The organism is Nodularia sp. LEGE 04288, from assembly GCF_963896525.1.
Taxonomy (GTDB): Bacteria; Cyanobacteriota; Cyanobacteriia; order Cyanobacteriales; family Nostocaceae; genus Nodularia.
Map to the genome: position 1 here is coordinate 59,697 of NZ_CAWQOY010000055.1, position 21,620 is coordinate 81,316.

Sequence of the window (21,620 nt, forward strand, 5' to 3'; positions counted from 1 at the left end):
GATTCGTTAAGAATTTGGCAACTATCCAGCGACATAATCCCAGTGACCAAATAATTACTAATTCGTAGTTTGTCATTCGTAATAAATTCCAGATCAGAATACAGCACAACTGACTCAATTTATGGATGGGGTAGTAATTACGAATTACGAATTATCAATTACGGATTATTCTGACTTGACACCCAAACCAGGAGCAAAGCTAGCATGATTCCCATCCATTCCGTGACTATGGCTTCGCCACGCAAGCTATCGGATGAATACCCGAATCAGGAGACAGACCAAATTAATAGTCATGAACATCGACCAGACAAGCCAGAAGAAGCTTGTGGTGTTTTTGGCATTTACGCACCAGAAGCAGATGTTGCCAAAATGACCTACTTTGGATTGTATGCCCTCCAACATCGGGGTCAAGAATCAGCTGGGATTGCCACGTTTGAGGATGCTAAAGTACACCTGCACAAAGACATGGGCTTAGTGTCTCAAGTCTTTAATGAATCGATTTTGGAGCATTTGCCCGGAAATATCGCTGTGGGTCACACTCGTTATTCCACCACTGGTTCGAGTCGCAAAGATAATGCCCAGCCTGCTGTGGTTGAAACTCGATTAGGTTCATTAGCTTTAGCACATAATGGTAATTTAGTCAATACTGTAAAATTACGCGAAGAGTTAGTCGAGACTAAAGTTAGTTTAGTGACCACCACAGACTCAGAAATGATTGCTTTTGCGATCGCCGAAGCTGTGAACTCTGGTGCAGATTGGCTAGAAGGATCAATTCAAGCGTTTCATCGTTGCGAAGGCGCTTTTAGTTTAGTGATTGGGACTCCCGTTGGCGTGATGGGTGTTCGCGATCCCAATGGTATCCGCCCCTTAGTAATTGGGACTTTACCCGGTAATCCAGTTCGTTACGTCTTGGCTTCGGAAACTTGTGGTTTAGATATCATTGGAGCCGAATACTTACGAGATGTGGAACCAGGCGAGTTAGTTTGGATCACTGAAGCCGGTTTGGCTTCCTACCATTGGAGTCAAAAACCTGAGCGCAAGTTGTGTATCTTTGAGATGATTTACTTTGCTCGTCCTGATAGCATCATGCACAACGAAAGTTTGTACACCTATCGCATGAGGTTAGGGCGACGCATAGCCGCAGAATCGGCTGTAGATGCTGATATTGTCTTTGGTGTTCCTGATTCGGGAATCCCTGCGGCCATTGGATTTTCCCAAGCCTCTGGTGTACCTTACATGGAAGGATTGATTAAAAACCGCTATGTGGGGCGAACCTTTATTCAGCCTACACAATCGATGCGCGAAACCGGGATTCGGATGAAACTCAACCCCCTCAAAGATGTGCTGCTGGGTAAACGCGTGATTATTGTGGATGATTCCATTGTCCGGGGTACAACCAGCCGGAAACTGGTTAAAGCCTTGCGTGAAGCAGGTGCAACAGAAGTACATATGCGAATTTCTTCTCCACCCGTTACACATCCCTGTTTTTACGGGATCGATACTGATAGTCAGGATCAGCTGATTGCTGCTACCAAGTCCGTGGCAGAAATTGCCGAGCAGTTGGGAGTAGATAGCCTTGCTTATCTCAGTTGGGAGGGTATGCTACAAGAAACGCAGGAAGATACGAATACTTTCTGTTCGGCTTGTTTTACTGGGAATTATCCTGTGACTATTCCTGAGCAAGTCAAGCGTTCTAAGCTGATTTTGGAAAAAGTTGTGGTTTAGAGAAAACCTCACTCCAACCCTCTCCTTACTAAGGAGCTACGGTGTACACACAAGTCCTGCCTGTCTGCGTTTGAGCCTGTTTAGCCCCCTAAATCCCCCAAGTTTGGGGGACTTTGAAAATTCTTGTTCCCCCAGAATTGGGGGTTAGGGGGCGATTCGATCACTTGTGTGTACACGGTAGTTACTAAGGAGAGGGAGCAAGAAAGTTGTTTCTCCCTAATTGATCAAAATTACGGATAAAAATCAATATCGAAAATTTTACTTGGGGAAAAAGGGCAACTTTCAGGAAACTTACTCACAGATAATTGAGTTTCTTTACTGGCTAATTTTCTAGCCATTTGATAACATTTATTAAATACTGTAGCCAAATAAATTTTTTCTAAACTAGGGCTATCATCAAAGATGAATAACAGTTGACGACGTTGTTCATCAATAGTCGATAACCAGTTATTATAGCATTTTGAGGATGCCTTGATTTCGTGGCTTTCAACTATGCTGCATAAATTCAACTTTGGGCAATAAAGGATCTGTAACAACTCCTACGCCGCTAAAACCCCAACGCTTGAGCAAGTTTCCCAATTGTGTACCCGGAATAGATTCTACAGCGAAGCGGTTGGCTAATTCACCTGCATGGGTGTTGAGATAGCTTAAAGCATCAAAGTTTTCGCGAAACAGCAATAGATAACCTGAAGTTTCTGCATCGGGATGAGCTAGGAGATAACGACCGTCTGCTTGCGATCGCACTATATAATAAATTTCAGAAAACATAGTACCCGGAATAAATTCTACAGCGAAGCGGTTAGCTAGTTCACCTACGTGGGTGATAAATTTCAGAAAACATACTCAATTAAGAATCCAAACGAATCCGGGGATCGGCTACTTTTAAAAGCAAATCTGCCATTAAATTGCCTATATTCAACAATACAGCACTCATTACTAAGCTAGACATCACTAAATACTGGTCTTTTGCCATTACCGCCTGCAAAGTCAATCTCCCTAAACCAGGCCAGTTAAAGAATTGTTCAGCAATGAATGCACCACCTAATAAACCAGCCAATTCAAAGCCTAATATCGTAATTAAGGGATTTATGGCATTGCGGAGGGCGTGAACGTAAATCACCCGATTCTCCGGTAGTCCCTTAGCACGAGCCGTTTGGATATAATCTTGACGCAGAACATCCAGCAATTCACCGCGAGTGATTCTTTGCAAACCAGCAAAGCTAGTGATACTTAAAGCAATTGTTGGTAAAATCATGTGCCAGCCGATATCAATGATTTTACCAAACCAAGAGAAATCAGCATGATTGATGCTTGTCATTCCACCTACTGGGAATAAAGGTGAGGTGATTTGAGCAAATATGAGCAGAAACAAGGCAGTGATGAAACTGGGAAATCCTTGTCCGGTGTAGCTAATCACTTGTAAAATGCGGTCGGTGGCTTGATTTTGTTTAACAGCAGCGAGAATTCCAAAAGGAATGGCGATCGCCCAGGTACAGAATAAAGATGCGATCGCTAAAAGTAAAGTTGCTGGTATCCGTTCCCACAACAAAGAAGCAACTGAACGTTGATAAACAAAACTCGTGCCGAAATCTCCGTATCTCACAATTCGCCATAACCATAGCCCAAACTGTTCTGGCCAAGATTTATTCAAACCAAACTGTTCCCTTAATTCCTCAATTCTTTCTGGGGAAATTGTCGGATTTTGCCGCAGGGTATCTACATAATCCCCTGGAGATAGTTTCATGATAAAAAACGACAGCGCCGTTGCCAATAATAAGGTAAACAGTGCTTGGAATATCCGTTTTACCACATAAAAAAATGTTTCGTTCGTGACTAGCCCGATGAGCCAATCCCGACCTGTCTCCAAGGAAATTTTGGTAGAAGTCATAACAGTTTAGTCATTGGTCATTGGTAATTTGCTCAAGGATATAGGAGAAAGCATCCATAATTAGTATTCAATTAGAGAAATAATCGGCACATCTGGTAAATGTTTCCGTCCTTGTAAATCCCGTAGCTCGATAATAAACCCAAATCCGACCAGTTCGCAGCCAAACTTCTGCACCAACTTGGCCGTTGCATTGGCTGTACCACCTGTAGCAATCAAATCATCCACAATTAAAACACGGCTATCTGGATTTAACGCGTCTTGATGCATTTCCAGACAGTCTGTACCATACTCTAATTCATATTCAATTGAATGAACTGCTGCTGGTAACTTTCCCTGTTTACGAACGGGAATAAAACCCGCTCCTAATTTGTAAGCTAAAGGAGGGCCAAAAATAAACCCACGGGACTCCATCCCCAGAACATAATCCACCTGGAATCCAGCTTGAATACATTTTTTGCTAAAAAAGTCAATAGTGTAGCGTAATCCCTCTGGATCGCGCAGTAAAGTAGTTATATCTCGAAACAAAATTCCGGGTTTGGGAAAATTTGGGATGTCGCGAATTAGAGACTTTAAATCCATAAATATGAGGGAGTAGGGAGTAGGGAGTAGGCTTGCCGTGAGCCTAGCCGAATGGGAGTAGAGGGAAGAAACTACGAAATTTTCAGTCCTGAGTAACTGAAAAATCCTACACTATAATGTCATACGCTGGGAATTTCGGCTCTAATTTAACAATCCATTGACGATACCTAGAATCTACACCAATCTAAAGATAAGCTGGTATTTACAACCCAGGGAGGTAAACAGATGCTGTGAAAACTTAAATTTCAGTATACTTAACTATTTGAGTAGAACAAGTAATTAATGTATATATCAGGTAGTATTGCTACTGCCACCAGTGTTATTTGCTTGTTTAGGTACTTATCTTAAATTAGTTGTACTAGTTTTATTTAGTCTGTTTAGAACCGCACAAGGTATTTTATAGAATGAATGTCTCAGCCAGCTTAACGCCATTGAATAGTCCAACCCCCCCATCATTGCCGATGATTCTGGATACTTTACCAGACCCTGCGATCGCCGCACAGGTTTGTCCCGCTAGAACCAGGCTGCAAGTTGATCTAATTTTACTGGCGATTGAAGCTTTAGAACTTGGTGGTTCTGAAGCTATTCTGGCTTTTGCGGACGAGTTGGAATTGAAAGGAATTATTAAAAACCGGGTAAATTTATGGCGGATGCGTAGCTCTAACCCCATGCGAAGAGCGCATATCCGCCGTCCCTTAACTATCATGGAGGCAAAAGCTTTAGTAGTAATTGCTAGCTATATAGCCCGGCGTTTAACCGTTGTCATTCGCCAGATGTTGTTGACATATCAGCAAATGAGTGAAAAGCAAATACCCTTGGCACAAAATTTGCGGCTATCTAATTATCTAGAACGATTTCGAGTACATTTCAAAAGTCGGATGAATTCCCGACGTTCTAGTGTACTGGCCTTAAGTTCTGATGAAAAATTAGATGAGCTAGCAATGAATTTGTTGGGACAATTACTATTTTGTACTGGCACAGCTGGAATGCAGCGCTTTTGGATTAGTCTTTTTGACGGCGAAGTAGAGTAACTATTCGCGGTCTTTGAGGTCGGGGCTTTATCTCCCTGCCAACACTACTAGCAAATAGGTGCTTTTTACTTATGCGGCAGTGGAATTTCAGGCTCGGTTACGGTTGACTAGAGGATGTACTCACCCCCGCACTCTCAAGACTCAATTTTCGTGGATACTCGCCATGCCACTCGGTTACTGCCATCGATTCCTTGGGAGCGAGTCAACCCCCTGCGTTGAGACATTTCACCGTAGTTGAATTTTACCACAGCGACTTTAGTCGCGCTGATCGTTTTTCCTCTCTTAGCTCAAGCTACTGAGTTTCCCAAAATCTGTGAACTTTTATGAATATCCAACGAAAGTACAGTCTACCGAATTGTACGCTGCTGTTAGAAGGTTTAAGTGATGCTGCCAAAGCTGCACAATACCAAGAAATGCGTCCAGAACTATCAATATTGGTCAATGCAGAATGCTATATAAATGGCTATAATCAGCCTCTAATTGGAGGGCGGGAATTTTTTGAAAGTTTAGTTAGGGCCGTGAGTGGCTATGCTCAAGAATTTTTGAGTAATGTGTCCAACCCGCAAGCGCACAATCAAAACTCAGAATTAGTGGAGTTACAAAAAATTGGCACAAACCGACACAGGTTAATTGTGCATTCTGAAATAACTTCAGAAGGTTTTGAGTCTAACCCTAACTATAATAAACCGCCGATTCAAATGGATTTGAACACGGTGCAGTTATTTGATTTAGTAGAAGCTGTGGATCAGTTTTTTGCGGACTCCCAAACCTTACCAGAATTGTCACTAGAATTACAGCCAGTTGCTAGACGTTACGGCGGTACTAGTCAAGCCCTACTCAAGCAGGCAGTACCGGCAGGGATAGGAGTTTCCAGTGTAGCTGTTGCCGCGATCGCATTTAGCTTAATTCCAGCCCCAGAGATCCGACCACCAGAGCCAAAGGTACAGGAAGAGACTAGCTCTACAGTACCTAGCACCAATCCTGCGGCAGCAGAGAAGACAACACTCCCAAATGTAGCGACTCCCGCACGAACTCCCATAGATGTGGCGACTCCCACAGCCGAGACAGCACCTCAAATTACAGATTTAGAAGCACTTTTAAATACAGTTACAGAAATTACAGATCGGGAGCAACTACGTGTTCTGAATAGCCAAGTTTATGAAAAAATTAATCCAGTTTGGAGTGATCGTTCAGCATTAACACAAGATTTAGTCTATCGTGTGGGTGTAACTGCTGATGCTGCGATCGTCGGTTACAAAGCAGTGAATGAAGGAGCAAATGAAGAAATAGAATTAACTCCTCTGCCTAAACTGCTTTACAATCCTGCAAATAGTTCTCCCATAGCCAATGAACCCATAGCCCAATTTAGAGTAGTTTTTACCAGCACAGGTGTCTTACAAGTTAGCCCTTGGTGGGGATATAGGTAATTGGGTGTTGGAGACACCGGGACTAGGAAATGGAATTGAGAAGTTTCTTCCCCCTACTCCCATTCGGCTACGCTCACGGCAAGCCTACTCCCTACTCCCTCTATTTGACAATTTGCCTCATATAACTGCCCCAAAGTTGAGCTGCTTGTCCACTGCTGCCGGATGTAGGCGAATTATTGTCATTACCCAACCAAATGCCAGTTACCAGCCGCCGATTGGGGATAGAGCCAATGAACCATAGGTCAACGTTTTTATCAGTTGTGCCGGTTTTACCACCTTCCCCTAGTCCAATAGCGGCTGCCCGACCAGTCCCGCTAGTGACTACCTGGCGCATCATCCGGGTCATTTCGTCGGCTACGCCTGTGGGTAAGACTCGCTGGTTGGCATCTCGACTTTGGTCAAAGGAATAAACAACACGGCAGGTTGTTAAGTCATCACGATCTGCACAATCACTACTGTCTAGAATCCGACTAATTGCATGGGGTGGATTCCATACACCACGATTAGCAATAGCGCCAAAAGCGCCGGTCATTTCTAAAACATTGACGACACTTTGACCCAGGACTAAGCCGGGAACTGCTTCCAGCGATGACTTGACTCCTAAACGCTTGGCAGTGGATACGACTCTATCTAGCCCTACTTCTCTAGCAATTCGCAAAGCAATGGGATTTTCCGACTGGGCAAACCCAGTGGTCATACTTAAGAAATTCCCCGCACCACTTCTACAGGGTCTGTAGGTAAAACCTTGCCAAGGTAAAGCAGCGCAGGAATAAGATTTGGAAGCTGGTATCCCCCTCTCAAGAGCCGCAGCGTAAGCAAAAACTTTGAAGGTGGAACCTGGTTGTCTTTGGGCTTGGACAGCACGGTTAAACTGGCTTTGTCTAAAATCAGTCCCGCCTACCATAGACAAAATACTCCCAGTGGTGGTGTCCAGGGTAACGATCGCTCCTTGAGAAAAACGAAAGGTTGAGCCAGCGTTGTTGACTGAATTACGTAACGCTGTTTCTGCTTGGGCTTGGATTCTTGGATCAATCTGGGTTTCGATTATATAGTTACCTTCCCTGGCAGCTCCTACTCCCAAAATTGATTCGAGTTCCTGGAAGACATAACTGTAAAAGTAAGGAGCAATGGTACTGGCTTGCTGTTCGCAAACTTTGGGGCTAATTTGGACTGGGGAGCGTCTGGCTCGATTAGCGTCCGCTTCTGAGATTTTGCCTCTGTCCAACATTCGCCTAATCACACGATTACGGTATTCCACCGCTTGTAGCCGATTCGGGCTATCGCCACAAAAATTGAAAGCGTTGGGAGCAGGTAAAATTCCCACTAATGTTGCAGCTTCTGAGAGAGTTAATTCTTTGGCTGGCTTCTCAAAGTAATAACGAGCCGCATCCTCAAAGCCAGATGTATCCACGCCCAAAAATACTCGATTTAAGTAAGTCAGCAAGATTTGATCTTTACTGTAAAAAGTTTCTAGCTTCAAGGAAACAACAACCTCCCGCAGTTTGCGTCCCAAGGAGTCCTGAGCGCCAACATAGTCCCGGAACAAGCTCCGGGCTACTTGCTGGGTAACGGTGCTGGCTCCTTGCTGCACATCTCCACTACGAGTATTGACCAGCACGGCTCGCAAAATCCCCAACGGATCAACGCCAAAGTGCCAATTGTAACGACTGTCTTCTGAGGAAACTACGGCTGCGGCCAAATAAGGGCCAAAATCATCCAGGCGCTGCATATCGACGTGGGAGGTACTCCGAGGCTCACGCAGGGGGGTGGAGCCATCACGGGCATAAATCACGATGGGCGCGCGAGTAGCAGTGGGTAGAGGTCTGACTGAAAATTTGAGCCATTCTACACCGATGATTAACCCCACTAAGGCGCTCACACCACCAATACCGTAAGCAGTCCAAGTTGCTGCTTTAATATACAGGGGCGGTGGATCGACATATTGCAGGCGCACTGAAGCTGCGAGTTCTGGTGGACCTAAAGTAAAAATATCACCGTGACGCAGTTCTAAGGTATTAACCCGGCGTTTCCCACGATAAATACCGTTAGTGGAGTTTTCATCTTTGATCACAAAGACAGGGGTGCGTTGAGCCGAATCTCGCGAAAGTGATAGGTGAATTTGGCTGACAACTGGGTTGCGAATGACTATATCACAGGATTTAGAACTACGACCGAGGATGTAGCGATCGCCTAACAACGGATAGACCTCCGCCTTATCCGCCCCCGCATCCTGCACCCATATCTCTGGTACTTTGGCATTAGGCTTGAGCGCCAATTTGGAAAAGTCAACTCTCGCTTGAATTGTCTGTACTGCTTGAGTCAGTTGACCAAGTAAAGTTTGTGGCTTGTGAGGAGGTTGGGGGGAACTCATCGGCTATTTACATCACAATGTTGGCAAAGAATCAGGCAATGGCAATCTGGATACAGATATTCCACCATTTTACTCATAAGCCCAAGCAGAAATTGGCTCTACGGAATTCTTACCGATTCAATCTTACACTAAGACAATATGCACTCAGAAAACCTACCCGATTGGGTTTGTTATTTTTTGACGCATACAAAAGTTTGGTTCCATAGTCTGTTATCCTGATTTTAGCTAATATTTTTGATCAAACAATAAGGGTTAATACTTTTACTTTAGTGCTTCTAAAAACCATCTATTAATTTACAGTCAATTTAAAGTTTACATCAAAAAAATCTCCTATACTATTTCCCTGATTTATACATCTTCATTTAGACAGATTTTCTCAAATCAGTTGTTTGATTTAATTGGCGGAGTGTTCAGTCTCCGTTGAGGAAAATTTCACAAATGTTGGGAAAATATCTGACCCTGATTGGTACAGCTTTGACCTTGGCTCTGACGACCAATGTTGCTGTGGCCGAATCAAGTAAATCCTCGATCGTCGAATCCGATAGTTTATCCATGAATGCACCAACGGAAATCAAGCTTTCACCAGAAGGGATGAAAATTCTGTGTGAGCGATCGCCTCTTAATTCCCGTTGTCCTGGAGGTACAGCACTCGTACCTGCTCCCTCTGGTGCTGTTCCTGTACCACTTATGGATGGTAACACCACAATTGAGAACACAACTACGCCAGAAACTTTGATGCCGTCAGGATCTGACCCCAATAGTAGCCCAACTCCAGCACCAGAAACTCCGACACAGAATGAGTTTGAGTTTAAGCTCGAACCTAACCCCCAATAAATTAGCAAAATACAGGGTCTGAAAAACTCTCACTACGAGTGATTAGACGCTAGGGTATAATTCTCAATTTGATAATCCCACGACTGTGAAAGTTTTGCTCTGCTCATTCTCAGAAAAAGTCGTGGGATTATTAAGCCTTAAGGTTAGCTTGAGCGATCACTAGAACTTGGTGTTTTTTGGAAAGAAGCAATTAACAGACAAACAATACCAATACTAATAAATGAATCTGCCAAATTAAATACAGCAAAATTAATCAAGCGAAAATCCAGAAAATCAACGACATAGCCTAAAGCGAACCGATCAATACCATTACCCAAGGCTCCACCTAAAATTAAACCATAGCCTAACTGATCCCAATGATTTAACTCCTCTCCAAACCATGCCAATGCTATCAATACCAAACTCACACCCAATGATAGCCAGCGTAACCACTCTACTTTGCCTCGGAATAGACTAAAAGCCGCACCAGTATTAGTCACATATGTAAAATGAAATACATCGGGTATAAGTGGTAGTGTCTGTCCTAAGCTAAAGGTTTGCACTACCCAGTATTTTGTCAATTGATCTAAGAAAAAAGCGATGAAGGCAGCAATCCAAAACAGATGATTTTTTAAACGCATGGAACTAGGGAGTAGGGAGTAGAAAGTGGCGAGAGAAAGCTAGTACAGCACTGTGTAAATAGAAATAGCATTTAAAAGATTAGCAGCAGCACAGAATAAAAGCCTTGTTACCTTTGATTTGGGGAACACCCAACAATTAATTACCCAAAAATTGTAGGGTGGGTTACGCTGCGCTAACCCACAATTATCCTGAAGTTTATGGTGGGTTACGGATTATCGTCCTAACCCACCCTACGGCAAGCCTAAATTAGTGCATAATAACTAATAAAACATTAAGTGACGTAATATATATGCTATGACGCTAACAGCGCACACTACAGCTAGTTGACCGGGTAGCGCAAACCAAGAGTATCTGAGAATTGCTTGCATTAGAGCCAGATTCTCCGTACCTTTCCACTGAAAAAGATAACTGATGATCAAATAAGTCACACCGCAGAGGTGGACAGTTAACAAGCCACTTATACAACTAAAAGCTAGGGTTTCCAATCTAGGTCTAGCTTTAAAAGCCAAAGACCCACAAATCCACGCTCCAGGAATAAAGCCTAGCAGATAGCCAAACTGAGATAGCTTGACATAACCAATACCGCCACCATCAGCAAATACAGGTAACAAGGTTAAACCCATAACTAAATAGGCGATTTGCGATAGCGCACCAGCATTTTTCCCTCCTAAACAACCTACTAACAACACTGCACCAACTTGACAAGTGACACCCAGAGAAAAAGTCTGAATTCCGTGCTTACTCCAACTCCAAGGCCAGGCGATACCATAGGCTTCTAGGAAAGTCCCGCCCATTGTCAGGAGTAAGCCAACCATAGACCATAGTAATTGAACAGTTCCCACATTTCCAACGCTTCCAGCCATTTTACTTGCACAAATGCTCAAACAATGTTCAAAAAGACTATTTTCTGTGTTTGAGGCTCTATTTTTAGCATAGGTTTATACATATTGGTCATACTTAACTAATGTTCATTGTTCATTATGACAAGTGAATCATATTTTTAGTTGATTGTGTACCTAGCACTCAGGGTTAATCTCTCTATGTCTCTTTGTTCTCTCAAGTCATAGTTTAATAACTACAAAAGATCAACAGAGAAAGAAATACAGCCATCATCAAAGGAGGAATGTTACTCTTTTTACAGGTAATATCAGTGGCTAACAAGTTTTTCAGCCGTAAACACCCACAGATGAAATAGTTTTTTCCTGGGAGGCATTTAGAAAAAAGCTATTTTTACATTTATATATAATTAACTAAAATCCCCAGTAATGGAAAATCCCAACCATTTACCACAGATATATCAGAACTACTATTTGCGGGAAAATTGCATTTGCAAATCAAGGAAGAAGTACGGCAACAATAAGATGCTACTGAGTTATGCTGTCAAGCTATCCAGAAATCTTTAGATGAGTTTTTTGATAATTTAAATTTGTCTGACAAAAGTGCAATTATTACTAATAATTATTGATACTCAATGGTCAATTCCTTATTAATAAAAAGTAAAATTAAATATTAATCAGCATTTAATAAACAAGTTATATAGCAGTCCTAAATCAGTTGTGAACCACTTTACTTCTTCTCTTGGCGACCTTGGCGACTTGGTGGTTCGATAAATTCATAAATCAAATAGGATGGCTATACAAGACGATTTAATGTATGTTTAGCAAGAAATAAAAGATATAGATTACTAGATTGAAAGGGTTTTTTAGTTTATTTTCTAGAATGGTCAGATTGAAAATAATAAAAACTATCTAAACTATTACAAGCTAATCAAAATATTATTCATTGTGCTTAATCTAAAAAATAACTAATCTATATTGTGAGATTAGGAGTAATTAAACCTTTTCTGGATTGCCAGAGATTGCATTAATTACTTAATGGTCAAGCCCATTAATCTCAATAGGCTAATAGCTAAGAAATAGCTTTAGCAATAGGACAAAAAAATAGATTCATGATGCTGGGTTAATTTGTCTAATTAATGTTCCAGCTTTAATGAAAATTTTATCCAATAAATAGGAGACTTTGGTCTGATGGAAGATTCAATTGTTTTGATGGAAGATTCGATTAATGATGAGGGCGAAAACACTGCTACTGACAATGATGAAATGATTGATTTGCTTCGGCAATCACCCTTTGCACCCTTGCTAGAAATTGACGGTGTAACCCCAGAAAGCTTAATCAGTTCTTTTGCCAGCGCTTTTGGCGACTCCGACTCTAGTATTGATCCTAGTGTGTTTGGTGAAGGTAGCGTCCCAGGTAGTGATCCCTTTGTTGGCTTTGGCGACCCGACGGCTGTAGCTAGCCCCTTGACTGGTGGTGTCAACCCCTGGGCTGTTATTGATACCGAAGATTTAAATGGCGGTGACTCCTTAAGTGGTGGTATGCCTAGCTCTGGTGGCGTTGGCATGGGTGGGGGCGACTCCTCCGGTGGCGGTATGCCTAGCTTCGGTGGCGGCGGCATGGGTGGCATGGGTGGCGGCGGTTTCGGTTAACCGTAATTTTTCAACTGATAGCGGTAACCCGTTTGCTGATCACGTCGAGAAACCGTTTATTTAGTAGTAGTGATTATTCTGGAAATTTTTGTGAACTACCCCAACTTACTAGCTGAAGTTGGGGTTATTCGTTAGCTGGAGAATAGGGAGTGGGGGAAGAAGCAGGGGGCAGGGGGGAAAATTGTGACTTCCCAATGTGACTAATGACCAATGACAAAGGACGACTCTAGCCAGTTAACTTTATTTACGCCGACCTACTTATCCGTTTATGTCTTAACCTCCTTGGCGGTTGCTATATCTTTTGGAGGTTGGAAATGAAAAAAGAGAAAGTCCAGTGTTAACACTCAACTTTCTCTTCGCACGGTTAGTTTTATGCTAATTAAACGGAAGTTACTAATGCAGGTATAGACCAGCGATTAACGACTTTGCCGAGAACAGACATTTCCTGTACTAAGCGATCAAATTTCTCTGGGGTGAGGGACTGAGGTCCGTCAGATAAAGCTCTAGCTGGATTGGGATGAACTTCAATCATTAAGGCATCTGTACCAGCTGCGATCGCAGCTAAAGCCATCGCTGGTACATACTCGGAATTACCAGTACCATGACTGGGGTCGATCATAATTGGGAGATGGGTGAGCGATCGCAATACTGGAATTACTGATAAATCTAAAGTATTACGGGCATATTTAGCATCAAAGGTTCTAATCCCTCGCTCACAAAGAATCACGTTGGAATTTCCTGATGCCATAATGTATTCTGCTGCCATCAACCACTCGTCAATTGTGGCAGACATCCCTCGCTTGAGTAGCACTGGTTTATCTTGAGCGCCGACTTTTTTCAGCAGCGAGAAGTTGTGCATATTCCGCGCTCCGATCTGAATTATGTCAGCGACTTTCGACACGGCGGGTAAATCGGCTGCATCCATTAACTCTGTGATGATGCCCAAACCAGTAGCTTCACGGGCTGCGGCTAACAAACCTAATGCACTTTCACCATACCCCTGAAAGGCATAGGGTGAAGTCCGGGGTTTGTAGGCTCCTCCACGCAAGAATTTTGCTCCGGCTGTCTTCACACGCTTTGCCGTTTCCACAATCATGGCTTCATTCTCAACGGAACATGGCCCCGCTACCACCACAATGGGATGATGCTCTCCGAAAGGGACAAGACCGTTAGGTGTGGATACAATCACCTCGCTGGCTTCTCCATGTCGAAATTCCCGGCTAACTCGCTTGAAAGGTCGCTGCACTCGTAATACTTGTTGAATCCAAGGGTTTAACTCCTGGACTTGCAATGTATCGATGACAGATGTATCACCAATGATTCCCAGAATAGCTTTCTGCTGGCCGATGCTTTTTTCAACTGTGACTCCCCAAAGCTCGGTCAAATCTTGACATATCTGAGTGATTTCGCTCTCAGGTGTACCAGTTTTTAGGACTACAATCATTTTCTTTTCCTTAAACTTAAAGTTATGAGTGCAAAAATTCGGCCAGTTGTTCTAACTTTGTCCAAGCTGCGCCGCTTTGCAGAACGTCTTGAGCCAGTACAAGATTTTTGACACAACCTTCTAAAACATCCGTTGCTCCATCAATTGTTGCTGCAACTTGGAGTGCTAGGGCTGTATTTAAAGCGACTACATCTTGCTGCGCTTGAGTGCCTTTACCTTGGAGAACTGCTTGCAAAATCTCGGCATTTTCTTGAACATCTCCACCTCGTAAGGCCGCAGTGGGTGCAGAACTCAAACCAAGTTCTTGAGGATTGAGTACTAAACGACGGACTTTTTTGTCTTGGAGTACAGCCAAGTCTGTTGAGTCTGCCAAGCCGGCTTCATCTAACCTTTCTCGCCCGTGGAGTGCGATCGCTTGCTGACATCCTAATTGTGATAATGCTTGAGCGATCGCTTCTAATAAATGGGGGTCGTTAACACCAATAATTTGCCCCGTGGGTCGCATAGGATTGACTAAAGGCCCCAGCAGGTTAAAAATAGTCCGTACTTTCAAAGTTTTGCGTAAAGCCGCCACCGCCTTGAGTGCTGGATGCCAACCAGGGGCAAACAAAAAGGTGATGCCAACTTCACCCACAGCCGCTTGTACTTTCTCCTGACTAGCGTTGAGATTTATCCCCAAAGCTTCCAAGACATCGGCAGAACCAGTTTTACTAGATGCGGAACGATTACCATGCTTGGCAACTTTTACCCCTGCGGCTGCGGCCACAAAAGCCACAGCAGTGGAGATATTAAAGGTTGAAGCCCCATCTCCACCAGTTCCGCAGGTGTCAATCAGGGGAGTGGTGAGTAGGGAGTTACTTCGACTGCGCTCAGTAACCGGGGGAGTGGGCTTGCCTTGAGCGTAGTCGAATGGGGAAGAAGATTGGGATTGTAAGACGCTAGCCATACCCACCAATTCTGCGGCGGTGATGCCTTTGGCTTGAATGGCAGTTAAAATCGCTCCCGATAGTACGGGGGGAATGGCATCAATCAGCCAGCCTTGCATCAGATAAGCTGCTTGGGTAACTGTTAAGGATTGCCGATCAAGTAACTGCTGCAATAAAGCAGGCCAATTGTAGGAGTCAGGAGTGGGAATGTTTTGCCCAGGTGGAGTTTGAGTTATGGTTGTCATTTCGATTTGAGGAAATGTCAGCGAATGGGTAAAAACGCGATGAATCAGCGTTAGGGGACGGGTGGGGACACCCATCCCACCAGAACATTTGTGAGATTTTTTGATTTGTCATTGCCGGACGCAGGGGAGCGGGGAGTACCGGAGCAAAGGGGAGTTAGAAATTACTTTAAACTTCCTTATTTCCTCTTCTCCCCTGCACCCCTTCGACTGCGCTCAGGGCAAGCCTGCCCCCTGCCCCCCTGCTTCTTCGGTCAGTCCCTTAACTCAGGAATTTGGCTACGGTTTGCACATCTTTGTCGCCTCTGCCAGAGCAATTAATTACCAGGCGGGGACTACCATTGAGTTGAGGACAGAGGGTTTCTAAATAAGCGATCGCATGAGATGTTTCTAAAGCTGGAATAATCCCTTCTAGTTGGGAAAGTCTTTGAAAAGCATCCAAAGCTTGTTGGTCTGTGACGCTGTAATATTCAGCCCGACCCAGATCCTTTAAATAACTATGTTCTGGCCCCACACCGGGATAATCTAGTCCAGCACTAATGGAATGTGCTTCCACTACTTGACCATCATCATCTTGAAGTAAATAACTCATCGCCCCGTGCAGAACTCCCACTTTTCCCTGTGTTAAAGTTGCTGCGTGCTTATCTGTATCTACACCCTCACCTGCTGCTTCTACTCCCACTAGGCGCACGGTCGGTTCATCCACAAATTCATGGAATAATCCCATTGCATTAGAACCGCCACCGACACAAGCCAGGAGAATATCTGGTAATCCTCCCCACTTTTCCTGACACTGAACGCGCGTTTCTTTACCGATGACAGCGTGGAAATCACGCACGATCATGGGGTAAGGATGAGGTCCAGCCACAGAACCGAGAATGTAATGGGTGGTTTCTACATTTGTCACCCAATCCCGAATCGCCTCAGAAGTTGCATCCTTGAGGGTTCCGGTTCCTGCTTCTACAGGACGCACTTCTGCCCCCATTAGCTTCATCCGAAACACATTCAGGGCTTGGCGTTCCATGTCGTGGATGCCCATGTAAATCACACACTCTAAACCAAATCGCGCACACACGGTAGCAGTGGCTACTCCATGCTGACCTGCGCCAGTTTCGGCAATAATCCGCTGTTTACCCATGCGTTTAGCTAGCAAACCCTGAGCCAAAGCGTTATTAATTTTGTGTGCGCCTGTATGATTTAAATCTTCTCGCTTTAAGTAAATTTGCACCCCTGTTCCATCAGGTCGAGCGTAGTGTGTGGTCAGGCGTTCGGCAAAATATAAGGGGCTGGGTCGTCCGACATAATCCCGGAGTAAGTTTTGCAGTTCTGCTTGGAAGCCTATATCATTGCGATATTGGTGAAATGCTGTTTCTAATTCACTTAATGCCGGCATGAGGGTTTCGGGGACGTATTTACCGCCAAATTTGCCAAATCTGCCTAAAGCGTCAGGTCGTACAGTTGCAGTATTGATGTCTTGTATGCTTACCACTGGTTAAAATCCTTTAATTTATTATTGAACCGCAGAGGCGCAGAGGGCGCAGAGAGAAGAAAAAATAAAATCAGAGTATGAAATGCCAAAATTACCTTTCTTTTTCTTTCTACCTTTGCGCCTTTGCGCCCTTCTCCCAAAGGGAGAGGCTAGCGCCAATGCGTGAAACAAATTCATATTCTCAATCAGCAACGCCATAATTTTTAAGCAGAACCAACTTTTTGCAGAGATATGGAGGTAATTGCGGCTTTGAGTTCACGACAAAGTTTTTCTACGGCTTGTAGTCCTTGGGTGGGGCTACCTTCAGCTAACCGTTTGACAAAGGCACTACCGACAATTACGGCATCTGCACCCCATTCTCTGACCTGTTGTGCTTGTTCTGGTGTGGAAATGCCAAAGCCAACGCCAATGGGTTTATCGGTGATGCTTCGCATCTCTGTGAGTAAATGCTGTACGCGGCTTTGCATTTGCGATCGCATTCCAGTGACTCCAGTTACACTGACAAGATAGATAAAACCTTGAGATTGACGCGCGATCGCAGTTATCCTATCCTGAGAACTAGTAGGGGCTACAAGCAGAATTACCTCAATCCCAAAGGCAGTAGCAGCTTGGATTAATTTCGCCGCCTCTTCCAAAGGTAAATCTGGTACTACCAACCCTCGCACCCCAGCCGCCACAATTTCGGCTAAAAATGCCTGAATACCCCGGTGCAGAATCGGATTGTAGTAAGTAAATAAAATTAACGGTGCTTTCAGTTGAGGACTGATATCGCGCAACATTTCTAGGACTTGTTCTAATTTAATTCCTGTTTGCAAAGCACGAGTTGCAGCTGCTTGAATCACAGGGCCATCTGCAAGGGGATCAGAATAGGGAACGCCCAATTCAATGAAATCAGCCCCATTGCGATCTAAAATACGTAAAGCTTCAGCCGTGGTTGTTAAATCAGGGTCGCCAGCTGTGATAAAGGGAATCAAAGCACATTGTTGGCGATCGCGTAAATATTGAAAACAATGAGAAATAGTAGCCATCCTGATCATTCACCTCAAAATGGGTAATTGGTTATTGTGTTTGAGTCATTGAATTTTTATAGGACTTACGCAAGAACTCTCTAAACCTCTTATTTCTTCTCTCTTTGGGAGAGGCTAGTACCGCAAGGCGGAAGTCAAAAGTCAAAAATCAAAAGTCAAAAAGCTTATAAAATGGGCTTTTCATGGATTTTGAATGGTCTGTTTATTTACGCCGACTTGTACTAGCGCCTTAAGCGTTGGCGAAGAGTGTTGCAGACAAGCCTCTCAAACAGAAGGCTTTATGCGGTTGCGGCCAGCCGCGTCTACGTTCTTTCATAATTTTGCGTAAGTCCTGTTCCACAACAATTGCGCCGCGCACATCTTCGCCACCTGAATCCGGCCTGATGCAATTACTAAATATTCAAAAGACTACGCACAGCTGGTTTTATCTGGCTTTGTTTCACTAAAGATTCACCCACTAAAACTGCACGCGCCCCAGCCTCAGCCACAAAAGATAAATCAGCAGGTGTATATAGTCCCGATTCACTGACGACTGTAATACTCAAGCTTTGTAATTGTGGCTGACGTTGTGTTAAAAGTTGCTGAGTTGTTTGTAAATCGACAGTAAAATCCTCCAAATTACGATTATTAATTCCTACTAAACGCAGGTTGTCCAGCTTTAGCACCCGATCCAATTCCGTCAAGGTATGAACTTCCACAAGTGCATTCATCCCCAAATCGTGAATCACTGACAAAAAGTGCTGGAGTTCTGTATCTGAGAGGATGGCGGCAATTAATAACACCGCATCTGCACCTGCTGTCCGTGCCAAATAAATTTGATAGGGGTCAATGATGAACTCCTTGCACAGTAAGGGTAAAGCTACAGCAGCCCGCACAGCGCGGAGATTATCAAAACTACCTTGAAAGAACTTTTGATCAGTGAGGATGGATAGACAGGCTGCACCACCTCGTTGGTATGCTTGTGCGATCGCTACCGGATCAAAATCCGCCCGGATGATCCCCCGACTAGGTGAAGCTTTTTTAACCTCAGCGATTAAACACGGTTGACAGGGATTTTCTTGTAAAGCACTCAGGAAATTTCGCAGATTCGGAGCAGTATTTAACTGTTGTTGCAAAGCAGTTAAAGGTAATTTTTGCTGCATTTGTGCAACTTCTTCCCTTTTATGCAACACAATTTCTTCAAGAATGTGACGATGGATAGCAACTGGAATATTCATAAATTGCTAAATCGGAGATGACTAATGACCAATGACCAATGACTAATGACTAATAACAATGGTCTTCTGCGTGAATGCAAGCATGACGTTTTTAATAATTGCCAAACCGACTTCTCCTGATAAAGTCATGATTGATTCTGGATGAAACTGAACCGCAGCAATGGGAAGCGTTCGATGTTCAATCCCCATAATTACGTTGTCATCAGAAATCGCCGTTACTTTCAGTTCTGCCGGCAAATGTTCTTGTAAAGCAAACAAAGAATGATATCTACCGACTGCAAAGGATTTTGGCAAATCTTTAAATGTCACAGAATCTGGATCTGTAACGAAAATCCGCGAAGATTTACCATGTTGGGGATAGTTGAGAACTCCGAGTGTGCCGCCAAAAGCTTCGACAATACCTTGTAATCCTAGACAAACTCCGAAAATCGGGATTTGGCGACTGACACAGGCGGCGACAGTCTCTGAAACTCGAAAATCATTTGGTCTACCAGGGCCAGGAGACAAGACAACTAAATCAGGGCGTTCTGTATCAAATCGCGATTCGGCAAAGCCATGACGTATTGTGGTAACACTAGCACCAGTTTGGCGAATGTAATTGGCTAATGTGTGAACAAACGAATCTTCATGGTCAATTAATAAGATGCGTTTACCAGATTCCACATCAGGAATGCATTTGCTCAAATTTATGTAATTGCACTCCTCGGCTTTTTCGTCAGTAGCCCTAGCACGTCGAATCGTTTCAAATAAAGCCGCAGCCTTGGTGATTGTTTCTTGTTCTTCTGCTTGGGGAACTGAATCATAAAGGACAGTCGCACCAACGCGCACTTCTGCAATGGAATCTTGTAACCGAATTGTTCGCAGAATTAATCCAGTATTTAAATTCCCATTGAAATTTAAGTAACCCACGGCTCCACCATACCAACGTCGAGCGCTACGTTCATGCTGTTCAATAAACTGAATTGCGGCTCTTTTGGGTGCGCCTGTGACTGTAACTGCCCAGGTGTGAGTTAAAAAGGCATCTAAAGCATCAAATTCTGGTCTGAGTATGCCTTCCACATGATCCACTGTATGAATCAGATGGCTATATAATTCAATTTGACGACGGCCAATGACTTGGACTGATCCAGGTTCGCAAATCCGAGATTTATCATTGCGATCTACGTCTGTACACATTGTCAACTCAGCTTCATCTTTGTGTGAGTTGAGTAACTGACGAATTTGATCAGCATCATCAAGGGCATCTTGTCCACGGGTAATCGTACCACTAATGGGACAGGTTTCTATGCGTCTACCTTCAACCCGAACAAACATCTCTGGAGATGCGCCAATTATGTATTCTCCACCGAGATTAAAAATGAATCCATAAGGGCTGGGATTGATTTGCTTTAAGGTGGCAAAAAGTTTGCTAGGAAGCGCTTCACAGGGTTCAAAAAAGTTTTGACCGGGAACCACTTCAAACAAGTCGCCTCGGCGGAAGTAATCGAGCGCTAGCTCAACTTGCTTGGCATACTCGCCCTGTTGATGATCACAAGTTTGATTTGGGGTTAGGCGCTGACCTCGATAATCAATAGATTCACCCGTGCGAGGAAGATTATTGGTGATCCCATTGGCTGTTTCAAATTCATATTGCAGCCGAAATGCCTGTTGGAGATAATAATCAACAACTATCAGTTCATCAGGTAGATAAAGTACTAAATCTCGCTGGTCTGTGGGACGTTCTAGGCTGTGGAGAATTGGCTCAAATTGGAAAACTAAGTCATAACCAAATGCGCCATACAATCCTAAATGCTCATCTTCTTGACTAGAGAAAGTATGTAGAATTTCGCGAACAACTGTAAATGCTGAAGGTTGCTTACTCCGCTCTTCTTCCAGAAAAAATTGGTTTCCGGGTTGAATAAAGCCGCAGATATTGTTGTTTGTTTGTTTGATGTCTTGAAGTTCTTGTGATTGGCAAAGGCGCTCTAAAAGTAATGGTAAAAGTATTTGGCCGCGCTCATTCAAAGCTGTTAAGGTAAAAGAATTCTCTCGTGTTGTCAATTCTAGTGGTGGATTAACAAATCCAATTGCCCATCTTTTGTATCTTCCTGGATATTCATAGCTGCTAGCCAGCAAGCCTCCACGCTGAGAATTTAGGTGGAACAGAACCTCTTCGAGGGCAGTGTCCATTTTCACTTCTGTGACGGAGCGAGAAACAAGCACACCACCAAGAGTCGTGTAGGAATGGAAATCAAAATTCATGGATATTTTCTCTGGAATGGTTATTAATCAAAAGCCATTCATTCATGATAATAAGTAAATTGGAAATA

The 21,620-nt window shown here is 43.7% G+C and carries 17 protein-coding genes and 1 pseudogene; 5 read left to right on the forward strand and 13 right to left on the reverse strand.

Going from position 1 to position 21,620, the window contains the following annotated elements:
- Positions 1-204: 204 nt before the first annotated feature.
- On the forward strand, positions 205-1,725 hold the full coding sequence (gene purF / locus AACX33_RS04550) for an amidophosphoribosyltransferase (protein WP_194001494.1): 1,521 nt from the start codon (positions 205-207) through the stop codon (positions 1,723-1,725).
- A gap of 230 nt (positions 1,726-1,955) precedes the next feature.
- Here the strand turns inward: purF and AACX33_RS26450 are convergent, their stop codons facing one another.
- From AACX33_RS26450 to AACX33_RS04565, 4 genes are all read right to left on the reverse strand, one after another.
- Positions 1,956-2,261 (reverse strand): DUF29 domain-containing protein, encoded by a 306-nt coding sequence (locus tag AACX33_RS26450; RefSeq protein WP_194001496.1) that lies wholly within the window; start codon positions 2,259-2,261, stop codon positions 1,956-1,958.
- On the reverse strand, positions 2,212-2,493 hold the full coding sequence (locus tag AACX33_RS04555) for a hypothetical protein (protein ID WP_194001498.1): 282 nt from the start codon (positions 2,491-2,493) through the stop codon (positions 2,212-2,214). Before AACX33_RS04555 ends, AACX33_RS26450 begins: the two co-directional genes overlap by 50 nt.
- A gap of 79 nt (positions 2,494-2,572) precedes the next feature.
- Positions 2,573-3,613, reverse strand: a complete 1,041-nt coding sequence (locus AACX33_RS04560) for an ABC transporter permease (protein ID WP_194001500.1) — start codon at positions 3,611-3,613, stop codon at positions 2,573-2,575.
- Positions 3,614-3,673: 60 nt separating this feature from the next.
- Positions 3,674-4,192 carry an adenine phosphoribosyltransferase gene (locus AACX33_RS04565; protein ID WP_194001502.1) on the reverse strand — a complete coding sequence of 173 codons (519 nt, stop codon included), beginning with the start codon at positions 4,190-4,192 and terminating at the stop codon, positions 3,674-3,676.
- Positions 4,193-4,596: 404 nt separating this feature from the next.
- Here AACX33_RS04565 and AACX33_RS04570 point away from each other — a divergent pair, with 404 nt between their 5' ends.
- Positions 4,597-5,223 carry a DUF3038 domain-containing protein gene (locus AACX33_RS04570; RefSeq protein WP_194001504.1) on the forward strand — a complete coding sequence of 209 codons (627 nt, stop codon included), beginning with the start codon at positions 4,597-4,599 and terminating at the stop codon, positions 5,221-5,223.
- A 323-nt stretch (positions 5,224-5,546) separates the two neighbouring features.
- Positions 5,547-6,644: pseudogene (locus AACX33_RS04575) on the forward strand (DUF4335 domain-containing protein); the annotation flags it as partial.
- Between the two features lie 106 nt (positions 6,645-6,750).
- Here the strand turns inward: AACX33_RS04575 and AACX33_RS04580 are convergent.
- Positions 6,751-9,021, reverse strand: coding sequence for a transglycosylase domain-containing protein (locus AACX33_RS04580; protein ID WP_194001508.1), 2,271 nt, complete (start codon positions 9,019-9,021; stop codon positions 6,751-6,753).
- Positions 9,022-9,459: 438 nt separating this feature from the next.
- Here AACX33_RS04580 and AACX33_RS04585 point away from each other — a divergent pair, with 438 nt between their 5' ends.
- A complete protein-coding gene (locus tag AACX33_RS04585) occupies positions 9,460-9,855 on the forward strand; it encodes a hypothetical protein (protein ID WP_194001510.1) in 396 nt (131 codons plus the stop codon).
- Between the two features lie 143 nt (positions 9,856-9,998).
- Here the strand turns inward: AACX33_RS04585 and lspA are convergent, their stop codons facing one another.
- Both lspA and AACX33_RS04595 read right to left on the reverse strand, forming a co-directional pair.
- Positions 9,999-10,475: a signal peptidase II gene (gene lspA, locus AACX33_RS04590; RefSeq protein ID WP_194001512.1), complete on the reverse strand. Its 477-nt coding sequence runs from the start codon at positions 10,473-10,475 to the stop codon at positions 9,999-10,001.
- A 261-nt stretch (positions 10,476-10,736) separates the two neighbouring features.
- Positions 10,737-11,339: a biotin transporter BioY gene (locus tag AACX33_RS04595; protein WP_194001514.1), complete on the reverse strand. Its 603-nt coding sequence runs from the start codon at positions 11,337-11,339 to the stop codon at positions 10,737-10,739.
- 1,164 nt (positions 11,340-12,503) lie between these two features.
- Between AACX33_RS04595 and AACX33_RS04600 the strand changes: the two genes are divergently transcribed.
- Positions 12,504-12,965: a hypothetical protein gene (locus tag AACX33_RS04600; protein WP_227788862.1), complete on the forward strand. Its 462-nt coding sequence runs from the start codon at positions 12,504-12,506 to the stop codon at positions 12,963-12,965.
- 379 nt (positions 12,966-13,344) lie between these two features.
- Here the strand turns inward: AACX33_RS04600 and aroF are convergent, their stop codons facing one another.
- The 6 genes from aroF to AACX33_RS04630 all read right to left on the reverse strand — a co-directional run bounded on the left by aroF (position 13,345) and on the right by AACX33_RS04630 (position 21,552).
- Entirely contained in the window at positions 13,345-14,409 is a 1,065-nt protein-coding gene (gene aroF, locus AACX33_RS04605; RefSeq protein WP_194001516.1) for a 3-deoxy-7-phosphoheptulonate synthase, read from the reverse strand.
- A 22-nt stretch (positions 14,410-14,431) separates the two neighbouring features.
- Positions 14,432-15,580 (reverse strand): anthranilate phosphoribosyltransferase, encoded by a 1,149-nt coding sequence (gene trpD, locus AACX33_RS04610; RefSeq protein ID WP_194001518.1) that lies wholly within the window; start codon positions 15,578-15,580, stop codon positions 14,432-14,434.
- 259 nt (positions 15,581-15,839) lie between these two features.
- The gene (trpB, locus tag AACX33_RS04615) at positions 15,840-17,066 is read right to left on the reverse strand and encodes a tryptophan synthase subunit beta (protein WP_194001520.1); all 1,227 of its coding nucleotides are present in this window, start codon (positions 17,064-17,066) and stop codon (positions 15,840-15,842) included.
- 203 nt (positions 17,067-17,269) lie between these two features.
- Entirely contained in the window at positions 17,270-18,094 is an 825-nt protein-coding gene (gene trpA / locus AACX33_RS04620; protein ID WP_194001521.1) for a tryptophan synthase subunit alpha, read from the reverse strand.
- A gap of 392 nt (positions 18,095-18,486) precedes the next feature.
- Positions 18,487-19,311 (reverse strand): indole-3-glycerol phosphate synthase TrpC, encoded by an 825-nt coding sequence (trpC, locus tag AACX33_RS04625; RefSeq protein WP_194001523.1) that lies wholly within the window; start codon positions 19,309-19,311, stop codon positions 18,487-18,489.
- A 42-nt stretch (positions 19,312-19,353) separates the two neighbouring features.
- Positions 19,354-21,552: an anthranilate synthase gene (locus tag AACX33_RS04630; protein WP_194001525.1), complete on the reverse strand. Its 2,199-nt coding sequence runs from the start codon at positions 21,550-21,552 to the stop codon at positions 19,354-19,356.
- Positions 21,553-21,620: the final 68 nt, after the last annotated feature.